The 16131-nt window shown below is 65.0% G+C and carries 17 protein-coding genes; 11 read left to right on the top strand and 6 right to left on the bottom strand.

Going from position 1 to position 16131, the window contains the following annotated elements; genetic code table 11:
* Positions 1 to 6 precede the first annotated feature (6 nt).
* From ABIG06_RS16205 to ABIG06_RS16230, 6 genes are all read left to right on the top strand, one after another.
* The gene (locus ABIG06_RS16205) at positions 7 to 876 is read left to right on the top strand and encodes a metal ABC transporter permease (protein WP_370137797.1); all 870 of its coding nucleotides are present in this window, start codon (positions 7 to 9) and stop codon (positions 874 to 876) included.
* 2 nt (positions 877 to 878) lie between these two features.
* On the top strand, positions 879 to 1742 hold the full coding sequence (locus tag ABIG06_RS16210; RefSeq protein ID WP_370140862.1) for a metal ABC transporter substrate-binding protein: 864 nt from the start codon (positions 879 to 881) through the stop codon (positions 1740 to 1742).
* 54 nt (positions 1743 to 1796) lie between these two features.
* A complete protein-coding gene (locus ABIG06_RS16215) occupies positions 1797 to 2837 on the top strand; it encodes a CobW family GTP-binding protein (RefSeq protein WP_124163270.1) in 1041 nt (346 codons plus the stop codon).
* Complete coding sequence (locus ABIG06_RS16220; RefSeq protein ID WP_370137799.1) at positions 2837 to 3856, top strand: WD40 repeat domain-containing protein; 1020 nt, start codon at positions 2837 to 2839, stop codon at positions 3854 to 3856. The genes ABIG06_RS16215 and ABIG06_RS16220 overlap by 1 nt, the downstream gene beginning before the upstream one ends.
* Positions 3857 to 3886: 30 nt before the next feature.
* Positions 3887 to 4603 (top strand): MgtC/SapB family protein, encoded by a 717-nt coding sequence (locus tag ABIG06_RS16225; protein ID WP_124163268.1) that lies wholly within the window; start codon positions 3887 to 3889, stop codon positions 4601 to 4603.
* Between the two features lie 101 nt (positions 4604 to 4704).
* Positions 4705 to 5037, top strand: coding sequence for a hypothetical protein (locus ABIG06_RS16230; protein WP_199752288.1), 333 nt, complete (start codon positions 4705 to 4707; stop codon positions 5035 to 5037).
* 69 nt (positions 5038 to 5106) lie between these two features.
* Here ABIG06_RS16230 and ABIG06_RS16235 read toward each other — a convergent pair whose 3' ends face one another.
* The 5 genes from ABIG06_RS16235 to ABIG06_RS16255 all read right to left on the bottom strand — a co-directional run bounded on the left by ABIG06_RS16235 (position 5107) and on the right by ABIG06_RS16255 (position 9937).
* Positions 5107 to 6549 (bottom strand): homospermidine synthase, encoded by a 1443-nt coding sequence (locus ABIG06_RS16235; protein WP_124163266.1) that lies wholly within the window; start codon positions 6547 to 6549, stop codon positions 5107 to 5109.
* Positions 6550 to 6613: 64 nt separating this feature from the next.
* Positions 6614 to 7003: a RidA family protein gene (locus tag ABIG06_RS16240; protein WP_370140863.1), complete on the bottom strand. Its 390-nt coding sequence runs from the start codon at positions 7001 to 7003 to the stop codon at positions 6614 to 6616.
* A 145-nt stretch (positions 7004 to 7148) separates the two neighbouring features.
* Positions 7149 to 7736, bottom strand: coding sequence for a GNAT family N-acetyltransferase (locus ABIG06_RS16245; RefSeq protein ID WP_124163265.1), 588 nt, complete (start codon positions 7734 to 7736; stop codon positions 7149 to 7151).
* Between the two features lie 132 nt (positions 7737 to 7868).
* Entirely contained in the window at positions 7869 to 9011 is a 1143-nt protein-coding gene (locus tag ABIG06_RS16250; RefSeq protein WP_124163264.1) for a type III PLP-dependent enzyme, read from the bottom strand.
* Positions 9012 to 9682: 671 nt separating this feature from the next.
* Entirely contained in the window at positions 9683 to 9937 is a 255-nt protein-coding gene (locus ABIG06_RS16255; RefSeq protein WP_124163263.1) for a hypothetical protein, read from the bottom strand.
* A gap of 134 nt (positions 9938 to 10071) precedes the next feature.
* Between ABIG06_RS16255 and ABIG06_RS16260 the strand changes: the two genes are divergently transcribed.
* The 4 genes from ABIG06_RS16260 (at position 10072) to ABIG06_RS16275 (ending at position 14585) form a co-directional block, all read left to right on the top strand.
* The gene (locus ABIG06_RS16260; protein WP_370137802.1) at positions 10072 to 12153 is read left to right on the top strand and encodes a M3 family metallopeptidase; all 2082 of its coding nucleotides are present in this window, start codon (positions 10072 to 10074) and stop codon (positions 12151 to 12153) included.
* The gene (locus tag ABIG06_RS16265; RefSeq protein ID WP_370137804.1) at positions 12153 to 12791 is read left to right on the top strand and encodes a DUF1007 family protein; all 639 of its coding nucleotides are present in this window, start codon (positions 12153 to 12155) and stop codon (positions 12789 to 12791) included. The genes ABIG06_RS16260 and ABIG06_RS16265 overlap by 1 nt, the downstream gene beginning before the upstream one ends.
* Positions 12788 to 13912 carry a nickel/cobalt transporter gene (locus tag ABIG06_RS16270; RefSeq protein WP_370137806.1) on the top strand — a complete coding sequence of 375 codons (1125 nt, stop codon included), beginning with the start codon at positions 12788 to 12790 and terminating at the stop codon, positions 13910 to 13912. The genes ABIG06_RS16265 and ABIG06_RS16270 overlap by 4 nt, the downstream gene beginning before the upstream one ends.
* A gap of 235 nt (positions 13913 to 14147) precedes the next feature.
* A complete protein-coding gene (locus ABIG06_RS16275) occupies positions 14148 to 14585 on the top strand; it encodes an acyl-CoA thioesterase (protein WP_370137808.1) in 438 nt (145 codons plus the stop codon).
* A gap of 7 nt (positions 14586 to 14592) precedes the next feature.
* On the opposite strand, the gene ABIG06_RS16280 is transcribed toward ABIG06_RS16275, so the two are convergent.
* A complete protein-coding gene (locus ABIG06_RS16280) occupies positions 14593 to 14991 on the bottom strand; it encodes an MAPEG family protein (protein ID WP_194391378.1) in 399 nt (132 codons plus the stop codon).
* An 83-nt stretch (positions 14992 to 15074) separates the two neighbouring features.
* Between ABIG06_RS16280 and hemH the strand changes: the two genes are divergently transcribed.
* Positions 15075 to 16112, top strand: coding sequence for a ferrochelatase (hemH, locus tag ABIG06_RS16285; protein WP_424578353.1), 1038 nt, complete (start codon positions 15075 to 15077; stop codon positions 16110 to 16112).
* Positions 16113 to 16131: the final 19 nt, after the last annotated feature.

Raw genomic sequence — 16131 nt, forward strand, 5'->3', positions numbered from 1 at the left:
TGTTCGATGATCTATGACGCGCTGATCGGTCCGTTCACCGAATTCGAGTTCATGCGGCGGGCGCTCGCCGCCGTGATCGCGCTGGCGCTGGCGGGTGCGCCGATCGGCGTATTCCTGATGCTGCGGCGGATGAGCCTCGTCGGCGACGCCATGGCGCACGCGATCCTGCCCGGCGCGGCCGTCGGATTCCTGCTCTCGGGCCTTAGCCTGTTCGCGATGACGGCCGGCGGCCTGATCGCCGGCTTTGCCGTCGCGATCCTCGCCGGCGTGGTCGCCCGCTCGACCGGGCTGAAGGAGGACGCCTCGCTTGCGACTTTCTACCTGGCCTCGCTTGCGCTCGGCGTCACCATCGTCTCGATCAAGGGCACGAATATCGATCTGCTGCACGTGCTGTTCGGCAACATCCTCGCAATCGACGATCAGACGCTGCTGGTAGTCGCCTTCAATGCCACGGTGACGCTGCTGGTGCTCGCGGTGATCTATCGCCCGCTGGTGATCGAGAGCGTCGATCCCCTGTTTTTGCGCACCGTGAGCCGCGCCGGCGGCCCCGCGCATCTCGCCTTCCTCGCGCTCGTCGTCATCAACCTCGTCAACGGCTTTCAGGCGCTCGGTACGCTGCTCGCGGTCGGCCTCATGATCCTGCCCGCGGGCATTGCCCGGTTCTGGTCGCGAGATCTGACCAAGATGATCTGCATCGCCGTCGTTGCCGCCGCGGTCTCGGGCTATGCGGGGCTGGTGCTGTCGTTCCAGACCCGTGTGCCGTCAGGTCCCGCCATCATTCTCGTGGCGACGATGCTCTACATCGTCTCCGTGCTGTTCGGCCGTGTCGGCGGCATCGTCCGGCAACTGCTTCCCGGCCGGCATCTGGAAGCATGACGATGCGGCTCATCCTGTTTTGTGCGCTGTTGCTGGTCGCCGCGCCGCTGCATGCCGCGGAGCGGCTCAACGTCGTCGCGAGCTTCTCGATTCTCGGCGATTTCGTCCGCAATGTCGGTGGTGACCGCATCGATCTGACGACGCTGGTCGGCCCGGACGGCGACGTCCACGTCTACACGCCGGCCCCCGCCGACGCGAAGCGGGTCGCGGATGCAAAGCTCGTCATTGTCAATGGACTCGGCCTCGAGGGCTGGCTGCCGCGTCTCGTCCAATCCTCCGGCAGCAAGGCAACGGTCGTCGTTGCCAGCGCCGGAATCGTACCTCTGAAACTTGGCTCAGCCGCGGATCCCCACGCCTGGCAGTCTGTCCCGAACGCCAGGATCTACGTGACCGACATCGCCAATGCGTTGGCCGCCGCCGTCCCGGGTGAGGCGGACTTCTTCCGCGCCCAGGCCAAAGCCTATCTGGAAAAGCTCGAAACGCTCGACCGCGAGATCCGCGACGCCGTGGCGAAAATTCCGCCGGAGCGGCGCAAGGTGATCTCCACCCACGATGCCTTCGGCTATTTTTCCGCCGAGTACGGTATCCGGTTCATCGCCCCCCTGGGCGTCTCGACGGAAACCGAACCCAGCGCGCGCGACATTGCGGCCATCATCAGCCAGATCAAGGCCCAGAAGATCCCGGCCGTGTTCCTGGAAAATATCAGCGACGATCGCCTGATCCGCCGGATCGCGGCCGAGAGCGGCGCCAAGGTCGGCGGGACCCTGATTTCGGACGGTTTGACCGGCGAAAAGGGGGCTGCACCCACTTACATTGACATGGTCAGGCACAATATAAAGGCCCTGACCAGCGCGCTTGACCACTAGGGCGGGGGCCACCCCGCCTCGCGTCGCGCGACAAGCCCGAAGTCCGGAGTTGTTATGTCTGAAGCGACCTCCCAAAAGATTCCCGTGACTGTCCTGACCGGCTATCTCGGTGCCGGCAAGACCACGCTCCTGAACCGCATCCTGTCGGAAAACCACGGCAAGAAGTACGCGGTCATCGTCAACGAATTCGGCGAGATCGGCATCGACAACGACCTCATCATCGGCGCCGATGAGGAAGTGTTCGAGATGAACAATGGCTGCATCTGCTGCACCGTGCGCGGCGACCTCGTCCGCATCATGGATGGACTGATGAAGCGCAAGGGCAAGTTCGACGCCATCATCGTCGAGACCACGGGTCTCGCCGATCCGGCGCCGGTCGCTCAGACCTTCTTCGTCGACGAGGACGTGCAGAAGAACGCACGGCTCGACGCGGTCGTCACGGTCGCCGACGCAAAGTGGCTGTCCGACCGGCTGAAGGACGCACCCGAGGCCAAGAACCAGATCGCCTTTGCCGACGTCATCGTGCTGAACAAGACCGACCTCGTCAACAAAGGCGAGCTCGCGGAGGTCGAGGCGCGCATTCGCGGCATCAACCCCTATGCGAAACTCCACCGCACCGAGCGCTGCTCGGTGGCGCTGGCCGACGTGCTCGACCGCGGCGCGTTCGACCTCGACCGCATCCTCGACATCGAGCCGGACTTCCTGGAGGCCGACGATCATGACCACGACCATGATCATCACCATCACGGCCACGACCATCACCACCACGATCACGGCCTGAAGCACTATCATGATGAGGAGATGCAGTCGCTCTCCCTCAAGACCGACAAGCCGCTCGACCCGAACGTGTTCATGCCCTGGCTCCAGAACCTGGTGCAGGTCGAGGGCGGCAAGATCCTTCGCTCCAAGGGCATTCTCGCCTTCCATGACGACGACGACCGCTATGTCTTCCAGGGTGTCCACATGATGCTGGAGGGCAATCACCAGCGGAAGTGGAAGGAGGGCGAGCCGCGCGAGAGCCGTCTCGTCTTCATCGGCCGCGAATTGCCGGAAGAGGCGATCCGCAAGGGTTTCGAGAGCTGCATCGTCTCGTGATGAAAGAGTTCACGCCGCCTCCCGACTCCGCCTCGATCGTCTCAGTCACCGACCGCGTCAAGCCTCTTACGCTCGGTATGGCCGTGACCTCGGTGCATTTCCTTGGCCCGCGCGCTGCCTTCGTCGGCGGCGAGGAAAACGTCGCATTCGTCGATGGCAAAGGCGAGATCACCACGGTTGCCGTGCACAGTGGCGGCATTCTCTCGACCGCTTCCGATGGCAAGCACCTCGTGATGGGCGGCGACGACGGCAAGGTCGTGTCGCTCGACGCCAAGGGCGAGGTGACGCTGCTCGCCACCGACCCGAAGCGGCGCTGGATCGATGCGGTGGCGCTGCACGCAGACGGTGCCTTCGCCTGGTCGGCCGGCAAGACGGCCACCGTGAAGAGCGGCAAAACCGAGGAGAAGTCGCTCGAGGTGCCCTCGACCGTCGGCGGCCTTGCCTTCGCGCCGAAGGGCCTGCGGCTCGCGATCGCGCATTACAACGGCGTGACGCTTTGGTTTCCGAACATGGCGGGATCAGCCGAATTCCTGCCCTGGGCCGGTTCGCATCACGGCGTCAGCTTCAGCCCGGACAACAAATTCCTGGTCACCGCGATGCACGAGCCGGCGCTGCATGGCTGGCGGCTTGCCGACAACAGGCACATGCGCATGACCGGCTATCCCGGCCGCGTCCGCTCGATGTCCTGGAGCGCCGGCGGCAAGGGGCTCGCGACCTCGGGAGCCGACACCGTCATCGTATGGCCGTTCGGCAGCAAGGACGGCCCGATGGGCAAGGAGCCCGCGATGCTCGCCCCGCTGCAGGCGCGCGTTTCGGTCGTCGCTTGCCATCCCAAGAACGACATCCTCGCCGCCGGTTACAGCGACGGCACCGTGCTGATGGTGCGTCTTGAAGACGGCGCCGAGATCCTGGTCCGCCGCAACGGCACGCCGGCCGTGGCCGCGCTCGCCTGGAACGCCAAGGGGACGCTGCTGGCCTTTGCCGATGAAAATGGGGATGGCGGCCTGCTGGAGCTTTAATCTGTCATGGTTCCGGCCGTATAGGGAACCATGCGATTTCTCACGACCTTCCAGCTCGCCGATTTCGCGGACACGCTGGCCAGCCTGACCACGGCCTTCGTGCTGGGCACGCTGATCGGCGCGGAGCGGCAATACCGCCAGCGCACCGCGGGCCTGCGGACGAATGTGCTGGTCGCGGTCGGAGCCGCTGCCTTCGTCGATCTCGCCATGAACTTGGCAGGTGCGGACGGTGCGGTGCGGGTGATCGCCTATGTGGTGTCTGGCATCGGTTTCCTGGGGGCCGGCGTCATCATGAAGCAGGGCATGGACGTGCGCGGCCTCAACACCGCGGCAACGCTGTGGGCGTCCGCAGCGGTCGGCTCCTGCGCCGGCGCCGACATGATCGCGCAAGCTGCGGCGCTGACCGTCTTCGTCATCGCCGGCAACACCATGCTGCGTCCCCTCGTCAACGCCATCAACCGCATCCCGCTGAACGAGAAGGCGCTGGAGGCGACGTATTATTTCAAGCTCGCGGTTGCGGCTGATGCTCTTCCGGACATGCGCGACCGTCTGGTCGAGAAGCTCGAGAGTGCGAAATATTCGGTGGCCGACATCGATGTGGCCGAGATCGGCGACGACATTCTGGAGATCGCAGCAAAGCTGGTCGCGACCGCGGTCGATCCGAACGAGCTGAACGCGGTGGCGACTGATCTCCAGCATTTGCCGGGCGTGCGCCACGCCACCTGGGAGGTCAGCACGACCGAGTGAGCGCGGCGTTTTGGCACGCAAGGGGTGGGTTCCCGCCTCTTCGGTCCGGGAACCGGGGCGGCCCGGTTTCGTTGATCCCGCGGACAAAGGCGGTGATCGATATGCCCGGCCAAGATGAGAAGCGCAGACTGAAGCTCGATCTGACAATTGCCGGCGCGCTGTTCGCAGCAGGCGTCGTGGTGTCGGTGATGTCGCTCGCGCAAATCCGCGCCGAAAGCCGGATGGAACTGGCACAGGCGACGCCACCGCTCCAGGGCACTCCGTCCGACGATCAGAACAAGACGCCCGCGGAGTCCAAGCCCGGTGGTGACCGGCCCACCACGCCGGCCCCCGAGCCCGCGCGACCGGATTCCCAGACGCAGGGTGCGGCGACCAAGCCTGCATTGCCGCAGGCGCCGGCCGAGAAGATCGCGCCGCCGATCAAGGAGAAGTAGGTTTCTCCGTCATTCCGGGCTCGCACCAAGTGGCGCACCCCGGAATGCAGGGTGGACAGGGATGGCGCCTCACCGCACCAGAATATTCCGGAACTGCCAGGGATCGCTGGTGTCGATATCCTCCGGGAACAGTCCGGGACGATCCGTCAGCGGCGTCCAGTCGGTGTAGAAGCCCTTCACCGGGCCGAGATACGGCAGCTGGATTTCCAGGAGGCGATCGAAGTCCATCTCGTCGGCTTCGACGATGCCTTCGTTGGGATTTTCCAGCGCCCACACCATGCCGCCGAGCACGGCGGAGGTCACTTGCAGGCCGGTGGCGTTCTGATAGGGCGCCAGCTTGCGGGTCTCCTCGATCGAGAGCTGCGAGCCGTACCAATAGGCATTGTTGTCGTGGCCGAACAGCAGCACGCCGAGTTCGTCGATGCCGTCGACGATCTCGTTCTCGTCGAGGATGTGGTGCTTTTCCTGCATCTTCCCGGCGCGGCCGAACATTTCATGCAGCGACAGCACGGCATCGTCAGCCGGATGGTAGGCGTAGTGGCAGGTCGGCCGGTAGATCGCCTTGCCCGATGCGTCGCGCACCGTGAAGTAGTCGGCGATCGAGATCGACTCGTTGTGGGTGACGAGAAAGCCATATTGCGCGCCGCGGGTCGGGCACCAGGTGCGCACGCGCGTATTTGCGCCGGGCTGCATCAGATAGATGGCGGCGCCGCAGCCGGCTTCGTGGGTCCGTGCATTCTCGGGCATCCATTTTTCATGGGTGCCCCAGCCGAGTTCCGACGGCTGCACGCCTTCCGACAGGAAGCCTTCCACCGACCAGGTGTTGACGAAGACATCGGGCTCCTTCGGTTTCTTGGACCGCTGGGTGTCGCGTTCGGCGATGTGGATGCCCTTGATGCCGGCCTGCCGCATCAGGTCTGCCCATTCGGCCCTGGTCTTGGGCCTGGGGGCGTTGAGCTTCAGGTCGGCGGCAACATTGAGCAGCGCCTGCTTGACGAAGAAGGAGACCATGCCGGGATTGGCGCCGCAGCAGGAGACCGCCGTGGTGGAGCCCGCGGGGCGGGCCTTCTTGGCGGCCAGAGTCACTTCGCGCAGCGCGTAGTTGGAGCGCGCTTCCGGTCCCTTGGAGGCATCGAAATAGAAGCCGAGCCAGGGCTCGTTTACGGTGTCGATATAGAGAGCGCCGAGCTCGTTGCAGAGCTCCATGATGTCGGTCGAGCCGGTATCGACCGAGAGATTGACGCAAAAGCCCTGGCCGCCGCCCTCGGTGAGCAGCGGCGTCAGCACCTCGCGATAATTGTCCTTGGTCAGGCCCTTCTGGATGAACCTGACATTGTGCTTCTCGCAAAGCGCCTTGCGGCCCTCGTCCTTGGGATCGAGCACGGTGATGCGCGACTTGTCGTAGTCGAGATGCCGCTCGATCAATGGCAATGTGCCTTTGCCGATGGAGCCGAAGCCGACCATGACGATGGGACCGGTGATCTTCGCGTAGATCTGCGAGGCGGGGCTCATGGGATGGTTTCTCCGGAAAGTGCTGGCAGACAAGGGTGGGGTGGATCAGGCGCTGCGGCGCTCGTCAGATGCTGCGGCGCTTGGCGGTGACTTCGATCTCGACCTTCATCTCGGGCTTGGCGAGGGCGCTGACGACCAGCAACGTCGCGGCCGGCCTGATGTCGCCGAGAACCTCGCCGCAGACGGCGAAGTGGGCGTCGATGTAGCTGGAGTCGGTGACGTAGTAGGTCGCACGGACGATGTCGGCCATCTCGAATCCGCCCTCCTTCAGGGCGGCTTCGATGGTCTTGAAGCAGTTGCGTGACTGGCTCGTGACATCGGCCGGCATCGTCATCGTGGTGTAGTCATAGCCGGTCGTTCCCGCGACGAAGGCAAAATCGCCGTCGATCACGGCGCGGCTGTAGCCGACGGTCTTCTCGAGGGGCGAGCCGGTGGAGATCAGGCGACGGGACATGGTCATGGACCTCGACGGACAGAAGGGTGTTTCGCGGGGTTAAAGGGCGTTTCGCGCGCCTGCGCAACCCCAAAGGAAGCCAGCGCAGGCGCGGCCGGGCGCTGGCGCTCAGTGCTATTTCGCTCTTCGCTATGAAGGCGACCTCTTAGGCCGCGTGCGCCTGGAGAGCGCGAACCGCCCTCCGTTTGGACAAGGCCGCGCCGGTCGGGACGATCATCCCTTCGGCGCCGTCGAGCGCGCCATCGGTGAATTCGACCGCCAGCAGGCGGTCGCGCTCGAACGGGCCGGGCAGCGAGAGCTCGCCGGTCTTCCCCGCCGAGAAGCCGAAGCGGGCGTAATAGGGCGCGTCGCCGAGCAGGATCACGGCGGCATGCCCGCGCGCCCGGGCGGCGGCCAGCGCTTGATGCATCAGCGCGGCGCCAATCCCGAGCTCGCGGCAGGCAGGGTCCACCGCCAGCGGTCCGAGGACCAGAGCGGGCCTGCCTCCGGCGCTGACGTGCCACAGCCGCACGGTTCCCACGAGCTTGCCCTCGCGCATCGCCGATAGGGCAAGGCCTGCAGCGGGTGCGCGTCCGTCGCGCAGGCGCTGGCAGGTGCGGCCGTGGCGGGTCTCGCCAAAGCAGGCATCGAGCAGTGCCTCACGCATCACGACGTCGGCGGCACGCTCCGCGCGGATCACGAACGGAGCGGCTTTCGAGGAGAGGGCGATCTGTGGCTTCCGAGGAGCAGTCATGGCACGTCAGTCCCCGCTCGAATCCGAGCGCCAGGGGCACGCGGACTCGCGCGTCGTCAGAATGGCAATGTCGGGAAGGGAGCCGGCGGACCGGCTCCCGGGTTCGTCAGGCCTCGAGAACAGAGAGGCGGATCAGATGTGGTACGTCCTCAGCGGCGGGATGCCGTTAAACGCCACCGACGAGTAGGTCGACGTATAGGCCCCGGTGCCTTCGATCAGCACCTTGTCGCCGATCTCGAGCGTGACGGGAAGCGGATACGGGTTCTTCTCGTACAGCACGTCGGCGCTGTCGCAGGTCGGACCTGCGAGCACGCACGGCGTCATGTCCGCGCCGTCGTGACGGGTGCGGATGGCGTAACGGATCGACTCGTCCATGGTCTCGGCGAGACCGCCGAACTTGCCGATGTCGAGATACACCCAGCGGACCTCGTCCTCATCGCTCTTCTTCGAAATGAGCACGACCTCGGATTCGATGATGCCGGCGTTGCCCACCATGCCGCGGCCCGGCTCGATGATGGTCTCCGGGATCTGGTTGCCGAAGTGCTTGCGCAGCGCGCGGAAGATCGAGCGGCCGTAGGTCACGACCGGCGGCACGTCCTTCAGGTACTTGGTCGGGAAGCCGCCGCCCATGTTGACCATCGACAGGTTGATGCCGCGCTCGGCGCAGTCGCGGAACACCTGCGAGGCCATCGCCAGCGCACGGTCCCACGCCTTCACCTTGCGCTGCTGCGAGCCGACATGGAACGAGATGCCGCACGGCTCCAGGCCCAGGCGCTTGGCGAGGTCGAGCACCTCGACCGCCATTTCCGGGTCGCAGCCGAACTTGCGGGACAGCGGCCACTCGGCGCCGGCGCAGTCATAGAGGATGCGGCAGAACACCTTCGCGCCGGGGGCGGCACGCGCGACCTTCTCGACCTCGGCGGCGCAGTCCACGGCGAACAGCCGAATGCCGAGCGCGAAGGCGCGCGCGATGTCGCGCTCCTTCTTGATCGTGTTGCCGAAGGAGATGCGGTCGGGCGTCGCACCAGCAGCCAGCGCCATCTCGATCTCGGCGACGGTCGCGGTGTCGAAGCAGGAGCCCATGGAGGCGAGCAGGGCCAGCACTTCCGGCGCCGGGTTCGCCTTGACGGCGTAGAACACGCGGCTGTCGGGCAGCGCCTTGGCGAAGCTCTGGTAATTGTCGCGCACGACCTCGAGGTCGACCACGAGGCACGGCTCGGTGTCGAGGCCATCCTTGCGGCGATTGCGCAGGAATTCCTGGATACGTTCGGTCATGGCACTCTCCCAAACGGCCCAGCGACGGGCCCGTTCAAAACATGACGTCGGATAAGAGTGCTCTGGCCGGATCGCGCGATGGAGGCGCGACGAAGCCACAAGACTCAAACCAGACTGTGCTGCCGTGGATTGGTTGGGAGTGTTCCCGCCCGCACACCTGGCAATGAAGGACAAGCCTTTTCAGTAGCCCGCGCCGGCGTTGGACCGCCGGTAGAGACCAAAAAAGCCCGATCCGTCGTTGCTTTAAGTCGCGTCCCCCGTTGAGAGCGGGGTGCGCCGGTTCGCCTCCGGCTGCCAGTCACGGTTGCAAAGAGTAAAGTCACCTTCGACATGGCATCTCTTTGAGAGAGATGCTGGACGCTTCGGGTTTGCCCTCGTCTTCGGACCTCGATCCTCCGACTTCTGCACTTCCGAAGAGCCCCTCGGCTTCTTCACCCCTTGGCGGCTGTCCGGCCTCTTGTCCGGATACCTACCGACTGACACACGACCACAGGCACGTGCGAAATTGGGCAAATCCGCACATAAGCGTTTTGACTCTGCTTCGCAAGAATTTTTTTAGGCTGCCAACCGAATTGCCTAACATCTGCTTGCGCAGTGTTGCGCGAGCGACGCGGAAGATGAACGCGCGTTAAGCTTCTCCACGCGGCGCGCGCGTCTGTCGCGCGCGAGCTTCAGCCGCGCTTCGTGAACGGCTCGACGCGCTGAGCTGCGCGGATGAACGCGGTCATCACCAGCACGCCGAGTGCGAACAACACGGCCTGGAGGATGTGGGCGCCCTGGTCGCCGAGCCCGAACAGAATCGCGAGCGCCCAGCCGCCGGCAAAGGCCGCGCCGAACACCTCGGCGCCGATCAGAATGGCGGCGCTGATCACGGTGATGACGCTGGGCCAGGCGATCTGGCGGGAAGAGGAAGAGGGCGCGTTCATGGGCTCGGGGGTCCTGACTTCGAGGGCCGCAATCTCCCCGAAAAGGCGGCTCGGAGCAAGGGCAAACGGCCCAAAAAAGCCCCATCGCGTGCTATAGCTGGCCGCAACAATCGCCCATGAAAATCGGACTTGTGATGTCAGAATCCCGCCAAATTTCGGATGCCCAGACCAATCCGCTGCTGAAGGCCTGGGTGACGCCGTTTGCGACCCCGCCCTTCGACGAGATCAAGCCGGAGCACTTCCTCCCGGCGTTCGAGCAGGCCTTCGCCGACCACGCGGCCGAGATCGCGGCGATCACCAACGATCCAGCGGCACCCGACTTCGCCAACACCATCACGGCGCTGGAGCGCTCGGGCAAGCTCCTGAGCAAGGTCGCGGCGGTGTTCTACGACCTGGTCTCGGCGCATTCCAACCCGGCCATCCTGGAGATCGACAAGGAGGTCTCCTTACGGTTGGCGCGACACTGGAATCCGATCATGATGAACGCCGTGCTGTTCGGTCGCATCGCCCAGCTGCACGAGAAGCGCGCCAACCTCGGGCTCACGCCCGAGCAGCTGCGCCTCCTGGAGCGCACCTATACCCGCTTCCGCCGCGCCGGCGCCGGTCTCTCCGAGGAGGCGAAGACGCGGATGGCCGCGATCAACGAGCGACTCGCCCAGCTCGGCACCAGCTTCAGCCACCATCTGCTCGGTGACGAGCAGGACTGGTTCCTGGAGCTTGGGGAGGTCGACCGCCAGGGCCTGCCGGAGAGCTTCATCGCTGCCGCCAAGGCTGCGGCAGAAGAGCGCGGTATGGCCGGCAAGGCCATCGTCACCCTGTCGCGCTCCTCGGTCGAACAGTTCCTGAAGAGCTCGGCGCGGCGCGACCTGCGCGAGAAGGTCTACAAGGCCTTCATCGCGCGCGGCGACAACGGCAACGCCAACGACAACAACGCGGCCATCGGAGAAATCCTGAAGCTGCGCGAGGAGAGCGCAAACCTCCTGGGCTACCCGACCTACGCCGCCTACCGGCTCGAAGACTCCATGGCCAAGACGCCGGACGCTGTGCGGAGCCTGCTCGAGCGGGTCTGGAAGCCGGCCCGGGCCCGGGCGCTCGCCGACCGCGACGAGATGCAGGCGCTGATCACGGACGAGGGCGGCAATTTCAAGCTCGCCCCCTGGGACTGGCGCTTCTACGCCGAGAAGCTCCGCCTCCAGCGCGCCAATTTCGACGATGCCGCGATCAAGCCATACCTCAGCCTCGACAACATGATCGCGGCTGCCTTCGACTGCGCCACGCGCCTGTTCGGCGTCACCTTCGAGGAGCGCAAGGACGTTCCGGTCTGGCACCCGGACGTCCGGGTCTGGGAGATGAAGGGGCCGGATGGCAAGCACAAGGCGCTGTTCTATGGCGACTACTTCGCCCGGCCGTCGAAGCGCTCCGGCGCCTGGATGACCTCGCTGCGCGACCAGCAGAAGCTCGACGGCGACGTCGCGCCGCTGGTTCTCAACATCTGCAATTTCGCCAAGGGGGCCGGCGGCGAGCCGTCGCTGCTGTCGCCCGACGATGCCCGCACCCTGTTCCACGAGTTCGGCCACGGCCTGCACGGCATGCTCTCCAACGTGACCTATCCCTCGCTGTCGGGCACGTCCGTGTTCACCGATTTCGTCGAGCTGCCGTCGCAGCTCTACGAGCACTGGCAGGAGCGGCCCGAGGTGCTGCAGAAGTTCGCCCGCCATTACCAGACCGGCGAGCCGCTGCCGGATGAGCTGCTGCAACGGTTCCTGGCCGCGCGAAAATTCAACCAGGGCTTCGCCACGGTCGAGTTCGTTTCCTCGGCGCTGATCGACCTCGAATTCCACACCCAGCCGGCCGCCGCGGCAGAGGACGTGCGCGCGTTCGAGAGACGCGAGCTGGAGAAGATCGGCATGCCCGAGGAGATCGCGCTGCGTCACCGGCCCACGCAGTTCGGCCACATCTTCACCGGCGATCATTATGCCGCCGGCTATTACAGCTACATGTGGTCGGAGGTGATGGACGCCGATGCCTTCGGTGCGTTCGAGGAGGCCGGGGACATCTTCGATCCTGCCGTCGCCAAGCGCCTGCACGACGACATCTATTCGAGCGGCGGATCGGTCGATCCCGAAGCTGCCTATGAGGCCTTCCGCGGCCGCCCGCCCGAGCCGGATGCGCTGCTCCGCCGCCGCGGCCTGCTCGACGCAGCGAAGGCCGCCTGATGGGCATGCGCGCTCTTTTCGGCCTGCTGCTCGCCGCCGCGATGACGCTCGCGGCGGGCGCGGCGCAGGCGCATCCGCATGTCTGGATCACCGCGACCAGCGAGCTGCTCTACGCCGCCGACGGCAGCATCACCGGCGTGCGCCATGCATGGACCTTCGACGACATGTTCTCGGCCTATGCGGTGCAGGGGCTCGAGAGCAAGACCAAGGGCGCTTATACGCGCGAGGAGCTGACGCCGCTGGCGCAGACCAATGTCGAGTCGCTGAAGGAATACGCCTACTTCACCTTTGCGCGAGCCGACGGCAAGAAGGAAAGATTCCAGGAGCCGGTCGACTATTTCCTCGACTACAAGGATACGGTGCTGACCCTGCACTTCACGCTGCCGCTGAAGAACCCGGTCAAGCCGAAGCAACTGGTGCTCGAAGTGTTCGACCGCTCCTTCTTCATCGACTTCCAGATGGCCAAGGACAATCCGGTCAAGCTGGTCGGCGCGCCAGCGGGCTGCCAGATGAAGCTGGAGCGACCGAACGACGGCACCGCGAGCGCGCAGAAGCTGAACGAGCAGACCTTCCTGAACGGCGAGAACGCGAATTTCGGCATGATGTTCGCCAACAAGATCACGGTGGATTGCCCTTGAAGCCGCAACTCTCTCCGCTCGTGCGCGGGCTGCTCGCCTGCACCGCCGTTCTGCTTGTCGTCGCCGTGGCCGATGCCGCGCTCCATGATCTGCTCGCGCAAAATCCGTTCGGCGCGCCGCGACCGGCGCAGGCGGCCGAGCCTGAAGCCGGCGGTGTGATCGGCTGGCTGCTGGCAAAACAGTCGGAATTCTATCGGCAGATGTCGGCGACCATCCGGGCGGCGAAGTCCGACGGCTCGGCGGTGTGGACGCTGCTGTTCATCTCGTTTGCCTACGGCATCTTCCACGCCGCCGGTCCCGGCCACGGCAAGGCGGTGATCGCGTCCTATCTCGTCGCCAATCGCGAGACCGCGCGCCGCGGAATTGCGCTGTCCTTTGCCTCGGCGCTGATGCAGTCGCTGGTGGCGATCCTGATCGTCGGCATTTCGGCCTGGATCCTGAATGCGACCGCAAAGACCATGTGCAGGGCGGAAGGGGTGATCGAGATCGCGAGCTACGCCCTGATCGCGCTGTTCGGTCTGCGATTGGTCTGGGTCAAGGGCGGCACCTTCATCCGTGCGCTTCAGGCGGTCCAGCCGGTGCCGGCGATGGCGGGCGTGCCGCACCATCATGATCACGATCATCGCCATCATCGTGATGCCCATGCTCATCATGACCACGATCCCGGGCATGATCACCACCATGGCCACAGCCACGCTCATCATGACCACGGGCATGGCCACGTCCATGACGAGCATTGCGGCCATTCCCACGGCCCCACCCCCAGCGAGCTCGCTGGCCCCGGTGGCTGGCGGCGCGGGTTCGCCGCGATCCTGACCGTCGGCATCCGCCCGTGCTCGGGTGCGATCCTGGTCCTGGTGTTCGCACTGGCCCAGGGCCTGTTCTGGGCCGGCGTCGCCGCAACCTTCCTGATGGGTCTCGGCACCGCGATCACGGTGGCGGCCATCGCGATCATTGCCGTCTCCGCCAAGGATATCGCCGCCCGCCTCAGCGCCGGGCGCGACGGCGGCGGTGCGCTCTTCATGCGCGGCATCGAATTCGGCGCCGCCGGCCTGGTGCTGCTGTTCGGCGTCGGCCTCTTGTTCGGCTACATCGCGGCCGAACGGACGACGTGTTTTTGAGGACGCGCCTGCGGTTCGCGGCGCTAGCTGGACACGACAGTCGTACACCTTGCTCCGTCATTGCGAGCGTAGCGAAGCAATCCAGAGTGTCTCTGCAGCGGCAGTCTGGATTGCTTCGTCGCAAGGGCTCCTCGCAATGACGAGGATGGACCATCCGGGCCATGGCACCTTTGCGAACTCCCTCCGGTCCGCTATTCACATCATCAAACCAAACAAGAACGTTTCGGGGGATTCCATGTCGCGCGAAAATTTCTGGTTCTTCCACCCATTCCGGGTGCGCTATTCCGAGATCGACGGCCAGGGTGTCGTCTTCAACGCGCATTACCTGACCTATTTCGACACCACCATTACCGAATATTTCCGCGCGCTGGGCTATGACCAATATGCGGATGCTCAGGCGAGCGGCATCGATTTTCACGTCGTCAAATCGCTGATCGAGTACAAGGCGCCGGTGCGCTTCGACTGGGAGCTCGATGTCGGCGCACGCGTGGCGCGGATCGGCAATTCGAGCCTCGTCTTCGAACTCGCCATCTTCCGCAAGGGCGGCGCGGACGCGCTGGTGACCGGCGAGATCGTCTGGGTCTACACGGACCAAAACACCCATCGTCCGGTCACGATCCCGGCATCGATGCGGGCGCTGATCGGGACGCGCGAGCGGCATCTGTCGGCGTGAGACCCGCTCACACCGGCAGGAACCGTTTCAGGGCCGGCATGAAGAAGATCCCGAGGTTGATCGCAAAGCCGATGCTCCAGAGGATCGAGCGTAGCGTCGGGCGGTTGCCGAGATAGGTCAGCACATAGGCGAGGCGCACGATCAGGAACAGCGCGGCGAGCTCGTCGATCAGCCGCTGCGGCGAGTCCCTGTATTCGGCCAGCAGCACCGCGAAGGCGAAGAACGGAAAGGTCTCGATGCCGTTCTGGTGCGCCCCGAGAGCGCGTTGCGAGAGGGCGTCCTCATAGAAGGCGGGGTCGCGCGGCCGGGAATTGTCGAAGCGGCGAAACCTGATCCATTTGACCGAGGCGATCGTCGCCAGATACAGCAGCAGCGCTCCGAATACGCACCATTCCGCGAGCGTCATCTTGCCTCCCCCCGCTTGGGTGCGACCCTAGCGAACCCCGGCTGATCTTGACAAGTTCGGACCAACGCGCGACCCACACAGCCATGACCAGTGTCGTCCCCGTCGAGACCGCGAGACCGGCCGCCCAATCCGCCTTGCCGCGCGTTGGCATACTCCTGATCAACCTCGGAACGCCTGATACGGCCGATGCGCCGGGCGTACGGGTCTACCTCAAGGAGTTCCTCAGTGACGCCCGCGTCATCGAGGACCAGGGCCTGATCTGGAAGCTGGTGCTGAACGGAATCATCCTGCGCAGCCGTCCCCGCACCAAGGCGTTGGACTACCAGAAGATCTGGAACACCGAGCGGAACGAGTCGCCGCTGAAGACCATCACGCGCTCGCAAAGCGACAAGCTCGCAGCCTCCCTATCGGACCGCAGCCACGTCGTTGTCGATTGGGCGATGCGCTACGGCAATCCGTCGATCAAATCGGGCATCGACGCGCTGATCGCGAAAGGCTGCGAGCGCATCCTGGCCGTGCCGCTCTATCCGCAATATTCCGCCTCGACCTCGGCGACCGTCTGCGACGAGGTGTTCCGCGTGCTGGCGCAGCTTCGCAACCAGCCGACGCTGCGGGTGACGCCGCCCTATTATGACGATGCCGCCTATATCGAGGCGCTCGCGACCTCGATCGAGGCGCATCTGGCGACGCTGTCCTTCAAGCCGGAGCTGATCGTGGCGTCCTTCCACGGCATGCCGAAATCCTATGTCGAGAAGGGCGATCCCTACCAGCAGCACTGCATTGCCACGACAGAGGCGCTGCGCCGCCGGCTCGGCATGGACGAGACAAAGCTGCTGCTGACCTTCCAGTCGCGCTTCGGCAACGACGAGTGGCTCCAGCCCTACACCGACAAGACCATGGAGCGCCTCGCGAAAGAAGGCGTGCGCCGGATCGCGGTGGTGACGCCCGGCTTTGCCGCCGACTGTCTGGAGACGCTGGAGGAGATCGCGCAGGAGAACGCCGAGATCTTCAAGCACAATGGGGGCGAGCAGTTTTCCGCAATTCCCTGTCTGAACGACAGCGTATCAGGCATGGACGTGATCCGCACCCTGGTGCTGCGCGAGCTTCAGGGCTGGATCTGATGGGCAGTCCATGAATCGC

It is taken from the genome of Bradyrhizobium sp. USDA 326, assembly GCF_049739485.1.
GTDB lineage: Bacteria > Pseudomonadota > Alphaproteobacteria > Rhizobiales > Xanthobacteraceae > Bradyrhizobium.